Origin of the sequence: Flavobacterium sp. UGB4466, assembly GCF_903469665.1 — a bacterium.
GTDB classification, from domain to species: Bacteria; Bacteroidota; Bacteroidia; order Flavobacteriales; family Flavobacteriaceae; genus Flavobacterium; species Flavobacterium lipolyticum.
Window position 1 is genome coordinate 2899 of the sequence record NZ_CAGKLC010000112.1, and the last position, 9762, is coordinate 12660.

Consider the following 9762-nt stretch of genomic DNA (forward strand, 5'->3'; position numbering starts at 1 on the left):
TCCCAAAATTGAGTTTGTGTTGGTTTAAAACCAGTTTTGAACCAACTTTTAATAGTGTTTAATGTTTGTAGAGCCATTTTTTAAATGATGTTGTTATAGGTTATTAGGTATTGAAACAATAACAAATCTCCTTTTGATAATTGTTCATTTAGGATAAGATAAAATTCCTGAATAATGATTAAAGCACTTTCAAGAGGTCTTTTTTTCTTGTCTTAAATTTAGGCGATCGAGGTAACGAGATGTTTAACCCATCCAATAGCTGTTTTTTCGTAAACAGTCGAACCAGTATCAATAGAGAGGCATTGAACTCTTGAACCGATGCTAAAGAATGGGTATGTTGAATCTAAATATGCCCTCGATACAGGAGAAGTTGATGGATCGTCAACAACTTGTAGGGACTTACTGTCTACATATGCTTTTGTAGTTAACGAAGTGTTTCCTCCCGATTCAATAAGTTCAGGAGTTAAATTGGGAGCTTGTATTTCTCCATTTGTATTTTTTACTATTGCTCTATTTCCGGCGCCATCAGCGAGAATGATAGTGTTTGATGTCGTTGGGGACAAGCCTGTTATCTTACCTATGGCTACGTTTCCAGATCCAGTCGTAACGCCTATAGGAGTTATGCCAGCCGTAACTATGAATATATTATCACTACCTGTTGTCAAATTATTAGATACGGCACTATTGCTCGAATTACCTATTAAAACGTTTCTGGCTCCGGTGGTGATATTACCCCCTATTTGATGGCCAATTGAAATGTTTAAATCTCCTAGATTTCCGACACCACCTAATGCTTTGTATCCAATTCCTATACTTCGTTTGAAATTAGAATCAACTCCACCGCCAGCGGCTGCACCTATAATTGTATTCTGGCTAGATGTTGTAGTATATGCTGATGCTAGCGCTCCCAGAGCTAGATTATAATTTCCGGATGTATTACTAGCTAATGCGCTAGCTCCTAACCCTAAATTCTGTGTTCCGATGGTACTAGCGGAAAGAGCTTTCCATCCTATCCCTGTATTGAATGTGCCGGTGGTATTGTTAGATAAAACAAGTTCACCTAATGCGGTATTACCTATGGTATCAACAGCACCATTACCTTTGCCTATCCTTACTCCATTTATAAGTTTATCAACCCCTCCAAGTTCTTGTAGCGCTATGTTATTAACTATTCCAATTTGTGTAGCCGAAACTGGAGATCCTATTTCATCCGTAGTGGCTATAGTTCCTGATTTGGCAGGAAGTATAATCGTAGAATTTGATTCGCCTGGTTCAGCAAAAACAAGCCTATTGTGTACAGAGGCACCGTTGAAATAGAGGAATCCGTTTTTGGCAGATGAAAAATTACTATTAGTGGCTTTACCTACTGTTTGAAAGCCGTTTGCATTATATAACGTGAAGTTATTGTTGTTTGATGGATCAGTCATAGTAATTGTGGATCCGGATATTGTAGTTTGGTTATTTGTATCCGTATCCTCAATTTGCATAGCAATGCCATTAAGTATTGCAACTTTGCCTTGCGCCAGAACGTCTTGTAAATTGGGAGTCGTCGCCTTCGTAATTTGTTTCCATTCGCCATTTTGCCTGCCATATTGATTTCCGTTGATAGGAGCTTCTTCGATTTCTCCATTTATAACAATATCCCCTTCGCCAACGATAGATTCTCCATTGATAGTTTTAAAATCGTCTGTGGTGGCGATTGTATAAGTATTATTATTAAATCGTTCTAATTTTGCAGGAAATTCAAATACATTACTGGATACTGGGTCGGCAATTTTTATTAAGGTATGTTTTCCATTTTTATATTTTTCTAATGAAGGATCACCACTGAAGAGGGATATCTTGCCTTCATCTCCGGTTTCTAATACTCTGCAGCTAAGTGTTATTTGGTTTGTTAACTGAAATAAGGAGGTGCTGTCAAATTCACTTCCTACCGTAATATTATTATACTTATAGTTACCGTAGTTTCCCATTATAGTTGCATTGCTGTATCCGTGAGAATCAGTAGGGTAAGCAGCAATAGGATTGGTATCCAGCACTGATTTTAATCCTTGTGGGGCATGTGCATTTTTATCTGTTAAATGATCATTTAAAACTGTTTTATCTGCCTTAGCAGAAAGCAATTCGTCAATCCCTTCAATCTCTTTTACAGGTACTTTTTCGTATTTGTGACGGAAGGAGTCCCAGGTATCCCAAAATTGAGTTTGTGTTGGTTTAAAACCAGTTTTGAACCAACTTTTAATAGTGTTTAATGTTTGTAGAGCCATATTTTTTCTGTTTAATGATGTAAGTAAGATTTGTTTAAGAAGTTTTTTAAATTATCCTTATCAGGTATTTTGGGTCTTTTTTCCATGCTTTTAAATAATGTTTAATAGGATTGTGGGTAAATTTTAAAGTTTCGAATGCCTATAAGAAAATAAAGCTATTTGATTTTTTGAGGGTGTAAAAGTAGAGCAGAACAATACTAAAAAAAGAAAAAATAACCTTCTCTATTCAGTAGTTTCAGTAGAATGAGAACTTACTGAAACTACTGAATACAAACGTCTTGAAGTTTTAAAATAACAAACTATGAGACTACTTTTACACTCTGAAAAATAGCTACCGATGAGTAAAAACGTAATTCACAATTTCGATATTTTAATACAAGACAGTGCTGATGTAAAAAGTGCTGAACATTTAACCGATGTCATGATAAAAGAACTGGCAAAAATTTCAAAAGAAATGAGTCAGCAAAAGGATATAGAACAATTATGGCAGGAGCAGAAGAGCCAAAATCCTTCTGTTAACAATTCTAATTTCTCAGCCGAAGGGGGCGTGAACGATACAATTGCTAAAGCAGGAAATAACACAGCATTATCGGTAAACAATACTCCTTCGGTTTTTGGAGAAGCAGGGCAGGCTTTTAATGATGTAACGGTATTGCCCGGAACTATTCCTTTTGGAACAACAAATTTTAATACTTCAATCGGAGAAGGCGTTGCGGGTACTATCAACAGCACAATGATGAGTACTGTGATATCAGCTAACACTACTTCTCCGATATTCGGAGTTGAAGATGATACTTTAAATTTAGGTAAAGGAGTAACAAGTCAGATTTATTCCGGTGTTGAGGTGCAACAAATGCTAACGATACCGGAAAAACTGCAAACAAACGGTGAACCCACTCTGGAAGTTGTTAAACAAGCAATCAGGAAAAAAATAGAACAGGCTAATGCTATAAATGATAGAATAGCAGTAGAATATTGGACTAAAATTTCTAAGGCTTTAGATGAAGATAAAGGAGTATCTGTTCAGGATTTTGACGGTAAACCAAATCATGCATTATTTACAGAAATGTACGCCGCTCTTAAACAACTAAATTCTGTGGCAGCGACCCAAAATTTTAATTGGGAAATCGTTCGCGAAAAAATGATTAAAGCAATTGATACCAATATCTTGTTGGGGGAAATTTCAGAGGGAAGTAAAAAACGTTGGGAAACGATTAGAGACCAATTAAAAAAAGACACAATCAATGTAGCCAATCTTTTTGAACAATATAATGAGCTGTTTTTATTGCTAGGACAAGTAGAGGGACTGGATGACTTACCCGGTACAATTACTATAACCACTAAAACCAAAATTTATCCTAATTTAAGCGCAGACAGACTTTATGGTAAGATTGGAAGAGAAGCTGTCTATGTATTTTTAAAAGAAATAAGCAGTATAGATGCGCCCGGAAATGCGGTAAAAAACGGAGCGGTCAAAATAAAAAATACAACTGCTTCTTCCTTTATCGTAGGAGAAAGTTTGGAGTTTTTCCTTGACGAAACTCTCATCGTTCACAATGGAAATAAAAACGAAGGTATTAACTGGATTGTTTACAAGGCGAGAAAAGGTAAAAAATACGAAGAAACTATTTTTGAAGACGAGGGTACATCCTTTAGTTATAATTTTGATGCAGAAGGTGCTTATATAATCGAAGCTTATGGGTATGAACATGGAGCAAACAGTAAGAAAAATAAAAAGCCGTTCGCTTTTACAGAAGTAAAAATAGTGGCTCAGGAGCTTGTAATTTTACCTCCTTCCACAGTTAAAGGAAGATTGGTAAGACCTTCAGCGAAAGAGTTTATATTTAAAACAGCTTTAAAATACCCGAAAGTAAAATCACTAAATCCATTAAAACTTTACTATCAAATAGAGAGTAAAATTAATAATAAAGGAACCACAATTTCAGACGAAAAAGAACTGGATTCAACAGGAAACATTAGCGTATTGATGCCTGATTTGGGAACTTATAAGATTAAAATAATCAGTAAGGATCAATATGCATTAACGCAGGAGTTTGAAGTTTCAGCAATTAAAAATGAAGTGACCAGTATTGGTCCTATCAAAGGAGAATCAAACAAGAATGTCTTTTTATTGGGCGGTTCAGATAAGACTTTTACTTTAGAAGCAAAAACTTTTAAAATACCTCCTACAGATAAAGAAAAACAGGATGTAAAATGGATCGTTTATGATTCTAAGAATAATCCGTATTTGACGTCAGGAGATATCTGGTATACTGAAAAGGGCGCTCCAAAAAGAAAGCACCTTCATAAATGGGAATCTTTTGGGATATCTGTACCCGATAAAGAAGGGCACTACACAATAGAAGCCTTTAGCGACGCAGCAAAAGGGGTCGATGCTAAAGCTACTTTCAAAATGGAGGTACAGCGTCCGCAGGTAACCGAGGCCTATTGGGCCTATAGTAATGGTGACAAAAAAGAAACTTCCGGTTTTTCGGGAGAAGTAAATCATGTAAAAGCGAAGATTCCGGACTATGACAATCAGAAAGTAAGAATTAATTTTTACTTAAACGGCAGTAAAGAGCCTTCTTATTATAATGAAACGACAACGAATGAAAGTGGTGAAATAAATAAGATTATAACTTTTGATGATACTTTTCAGAAGCGTTTTGGGGTTCAGGAAGGAAAAACAGCTAAAATTACCTTCAAATTAATGGGGATACAAAATGGCAGATTGTATCCATTTAAGAGAAATGCCGATGTTAACACCACTGCGGTTTTAAATGTTGTAACGAGTGAAAAAATAACAGCGGCCTATTTTCAGTACGATGGAAAAAGAGTCACGGCACAAGATGAAATTCCTCTTAGTTATGATGGCGAATATGTGACCATTGTCGCTAAAACACAAAACATGATCGGTAAAGAGATTGTACTAACATCCCACAAAAAAAGGGAAAAACCAAATTTTAGAAGTAAAGTAAAAATAGATTCAGAAGGCAATGCATCTGCGACTTTTAAAATAACCCGTCTTAAAGGAACAAAAGTCGGCGAAAAATGGAGTTACTATGTTGGTATCGAAGGGCATTCTACGAAACATTTGGCTTATAAAGGATTGAATATGGTTGTGGGAGAGAGTATAAAAAAGAAAGAAATTATTTTTCCATTATTAGAAAAGCCTACAAATAATACTGGCTCAAAATGGGGTAAAAACTATAATTGGACTGCTGCTGATGGACATAATCAAGCAACTTTTGATTCTTATAGAGATTATGGAGCAAGAAAACATGGAGGGAGAGATTTGTACACGGAGAAAAATGCAGAAGTGATTGCTATTGCTGATGGGAAAGTTTTAGAAACGGCTTATTTTTATTCGCAAACAAATCAGGTCACAGTTTTACACAAATTAAAAGATGGCAGAAAGTTTATCGCAAGGTATGGTGAATTAAATCCTAAAAGTATAAAAGTAAAGAAAAATGATATTGTTAAACAGGGAGATACTCTTGGGCAAACAGGAAAGCTCGTAGGAGTTACAGTAATCACTGGACAAGATATTTATATGTTGCATTTTGAAATTTTTTCGACGGAAAATGGGGAAAACTTAGATAGCCCACTTACAAATACATTAAATGGATCTCCTTTCAAACGTAGAAAGGATTTAATTGATTCGGTTGATATCTTAGTGGAAGGATATAAAAATGCATTTAATGGTAAGCAAAAGAAAGGACCACAAGGTAATAGAATGGATATACAAAAAATGAGGTTAAGTGAAAAAGGAAAAAAATTCATAAAAGACTGGGAACAGTTTAAGCCACATCTTTATAATGATGATGCAAAAGAACGCAATTGTTCAATTGGATATGGTCATTTAGTTCATAAATTTCCGTGTAATGGCTCTGAACCTCAGGAGTTCAAGGACGGTATTGATATAAAAAGAGCAACAGAATTATTCGAGCAAAGGGTAATACAATTCGAGAAGGCTGTAAAAAGAGATATTCATGTATATTTGTATCAAAATGAATTCGATGCATTAGTTAGTCTCTTATATAATACAGGTCAGAATTTTTTAAATGTAGGAGGTCTTAATGACGGAGTAACGAAGATAAAGAAAAAAATTAATTTAAAAGATTATGAGGGGGGAGCTGACGAAATGGGTGATGTGACAAATGGAGGATTAGAAGGATTAGTTGTTAGGAGAAAGGCCGAAATTAAAATGTTTAAATATAATGTATATGATTCAAATCACTAAGTTTTTTTATTTTAGAGCTACAGTTTTTTTAGTTTTATTATCTCTTTTTTCATGTAAAAAAGAGGAACACCAAAATCATGTAATAAATAAAGAAAAGAAAACGGAGATTACTGATATTTCAGCTAAAGTAAAAAATAGAAATAATTGGATTTTTTGTAAAGCTGTACCATTATTAAAAGACGAGTATGTTTGCGATGTTGAAAAGTTTAAGTCTTTAATCATTGATATTTCCGGGGATTCTGTATTTATTTCAAATAAATATTCTGATGAAGTGTACAGAAGTAAAATTTTATCGGAATCTTTTTTTGAACATAAATATTTACTTCGAGCATATCAGAAGATTTTGAAAGATGATTTCAAGATCATCTTGCCAAATAAAATTGAGTGTATTCGGAATAAGAAAGTGTATGACAAGAATTCTGAATTAGATAAATATTTTCAGGATGCTTTCTTTGTCGATAATTACATGTTTGTTGAAAGTGATGGTTGTGTAATCGCATTTGCAAAAAGTAGTAAAGATAAAAAATCTGCAGCTGAGTGTGAAGATGTGGCGGTAGAAATGGGAAGTGGTAAAGTCTGTACGATAAAAAATACAAGTTTGGCTAAAGTTTATGAGGAGATTATTTCAAGTAAACTAGTTGAAAAATCATCTGTTTTGCCAAAAAGAATACCAATGGTTGACAGTATAATGAACATCAACAAAAATGGGTTAATTGATGTTAAATTTAAAGTAAAATCTGGCAAAATAGAGGTCGTAATGAATTTTGATGGTGGAGTAACAGAAATAATATTAGAAAAAGAGGAAAAGAACATTAAAAGAAGTATCTATTACTATGCAGATTAATGATGATGCTGTGAAAGATCATTGAGATGGGCAATAGAAGATAAATTAAAACAAAGAGTTTTAATCAAAGGAATTAATGAGTAAGAGTGCATGAAAAAAATAAAGTAGTTATTTATCTTCTCTCCCTCCTTCTCTTTGCTTGCCAAGATCAAAAAAAAGAAACCAATGAAATCAAACAAGTCAAAGAAATAAAGATTTCGGTAAACAAAAATAAAATTGCAGCAGTTAAAAATGATGCATTGTATGATTTTGAAGGAGAATACGAATATAAGAATAGTGATTCTTCAAATGAAAAGCTTCTTTTAATATTGAAAAAAGTTGAAACTAAAAGTATTCCCGATTTTGAAGGAACTTCATGGGAAGAGAAGAATGAAAAAGGAGAGAATGTTAGTACGACTCTTGCAGGATTGCTTTATGGGAATACAGATTTGTTTGAGGAAACGAGAGAAGGCTATGCACCAGGTTTTTTTGTTGTAAATGTTCAGGTTGAGCCATTTGAAAACAATTCATTAAAAGTGAATGTGCATTTTGATTCTTCAGACCTTATTAGAAAATTCTGTTCAACCACCAATTGAATCTACTAAAGAATTATTTGTAGTTTTAGATCCCAAAAAAGAAAAACAAATATGATGAATATAATAAAGAGTAGCTTTTGTTTAATTTTAGTTTCTTTTATGTGGGTTTCATGCTCAAAAGAAAAAAGCTTAGTAGAACCTGAAAAAATTGAAGCCTCGGAAAGTCTCAAGAATAAAATTCCTAAAAACTTAAAAATTGTAAAGACTGAAAAAGTAAACTTGAATAATGATTTGACTATTTTTATCTGTTTAACCTTAGATGAAAAAAAAGGAGAATATAACGAGTATTGGTTTTCGAGTAATGAAGAAATTAAACAGATAAATAAATTTTATTCTGAATCTAATAAAAAGTGGTTTGTAAATATCGACGAAGATCCGGAATTAGAAATGTTGAAAATTATAACAGAAGAAGGGTATATTGATTGTGCCTTTTATGATGTTGATAAGAATAGTTTCAATTCTAATGTTATTTTTAATTTTGATCCACTCATACTTAAAGATGATAAAAAATATTGGGGATTTTCTGGAGATATAGATGATATTATTCTGAAAGATAAAAAACTTCTAACAACGATTGAAAACAATATTCCGGATTATGAAGAGAAAAAGATGAGCGTAAATCAAAAAAAACTACCAATACTATATTTTAAGAGTGATAAAAAAGATTTAGATAGTATAGAAGAAAAAATAGGGAGTTTTGAATTTATGAATATTAATGAAATCAGAGAAAAAATAAAATAGAACAGAAGCAGCCTAACTTGGTTGCTTCTGTTCTATTATCCAAAACCAAAAAAATATCTATGCCCCCTTTTTCAGCAAAAGAATAATAACTTTCTAAGGCTATTTTTAGGATTATAAAAAAGCGTGAAAGTAAATCCAAATTCAAATAAAGAAAATCAGATATAATAGTACAAATGATATATCTAAATAAGAAAATATACGACATGAGAAAATTGCTGTTAATTTTAGCGCTTGGCTTTTTTTCTTGTAACCAAAAACAATTGCCCTCTGAGAAGGATGTAAATATTAAAAAATATTCAGATCAAGAAAAAAACGACCATAACCTTGAGAAGAAAAACGGAGATTTAAAAATAGGTGAGGTATTTAATGATTCAGATTTAAATATAGCAGGAATATATGCTAATTATAGTAGCGGTAAATATAAATTTGAACAAGAATACCCTGATTTTTTAATTGATTCAACCTTAACAGAAGATATGAGATATCAAAGTATATTGAATTTAGAAAGGGAAACAGTAAAGGATGAAAATGTAATTAGAATGAAAGACTTTGGAGTATTAAATAGTAATAATCAAGGAAATTTATTAAAAATCCTTTTAAAAAGAGAGAAAATTGACAAATGGAAAGTAATAGATATATTAAGCATTGGTAAAGCAATAAATAAGGATATGAACCAATATGTGATGGAGGGGAATAAATATTTATCCTTTAGCTGTTACAATAATAAAAAAGAGCAATATTTTGCGGTTGTAATCAATAAAATAACAGCATCAGGGAAATATGAAAAAGTGCTCAAGGCATTTAAATTCGACTTGGTAAAAGAAAAAATTATTGAAGTTGATTTAAAAAAGGAAAAAGTGGATTGTTTTCCGGAAATAGGTGATGAATAAAAAAGAGTTGTATTCCAAAAAAAGAAATGCAGCTTTTTTTATAAATGCAATACTAAAAATAGCATCTATAAATTCCCTTTATTAGTGAAGGAATAATAACTTTCTAAGGCTATTTTAGGATTATAAAAAAGCGTGAATGTAAAACCAAATTCAAATAAAGAAAATCAGATATAATAGTACAAATGATATATCTAAATAAGAA

General features: G+C 32.6%; 6 protein-coding genes. 5 read left to right on the plus strand and 1 reads right to left on the minus strand.

The window, feature by feature from the left end:
- Window positions 1-218: 218 nt before the first annotated feature.
- Window positions 219-2267 carry a hypothetical protein gene (locus tag JO950_RS18915; RefSeq protein WP_202704038.1) on the minus strand — a complete coding sequence of 683 codons (2049 nt, stop codon included), beginning with the start codon at window positions 2265-2267 and terminating at the stop codon, window positions 219-221.
- A gap of 337 nt (window positions 2268-2604) precedes the next feature.
- On the opposite strand from JO950_RS18915, the gene JO950_RS18920 reads away from it, so the two are divergent.
- The 5 genes from JO950_RS18920 to JO950_RS18940 all read left to right on the plus strand — a co-directional run bounded on the left by JO950_RS18920 (window position 2605) and on the right by JO950_RS18940 (window position 9560).
- Window positions 2605-6510, plus strand: a complete 3906-nt coding sequence (locus tag JO950_RS18920) for a peptidoglycan DD-metalloendopeptidase family protein (protein WP_202704039.1) — start codon at window positions 2605-2607, stop codon at window positions 6508-6510.
- Window positions 6494-7354 carry a hypothetical protein gene (locus JO950_RS18925; RefSeq protein WP_202704040.1) on the plus strand — a complete coding sequence of 287 codons (861 nt, stop codon included), beginning with the start codon at window positions 6494-6496 and terminating at the stop codon, window positions 7352-7354. The genes JO950_RS18920 and JO950_RS18925 overlap by 17 nt, the downstream gene beginning before the upstream one ends.
- 86 nt (window positions 7355-7440) lie before the next feature.
- The gene (locus tag JO950_RS18930; protein ID WP_202704041.1) at window positions 7441-7929 is read left to right on the plus strand and encodes a hypothetical protein; all 489 of its coding nucleotides are present in this window, start codon (window positions 7441-7443) and stop codon (window positions 7927-7929) included.
- 51 nt (window positions 7930-7980) lie between these two features.
- A complete protein-coding gene (locus JO950_RS18935; protein WP_202704042.1) occupies window positions 7981-8670 on the plus strand; it encodes a hypothetical protein in 690 nt (229 codons plus the stop codon).
- 203 nt (window positions 8671-8873) lie between these two features.
- Window positions 8874-9560 carry a hypothetical protein gene (locus JO950_RS18940; RefSeq protein ID WP_202704043.1) on the plus strand — a complete coding sequence of 229 codons (687 nt, stop codon included), beginning with the start codon at window positions 8874-8876 and terminating at the stop codon, window positions 9558-9560.
- Window positions 9561-9762: the final 202 nt, after the last annotated feature.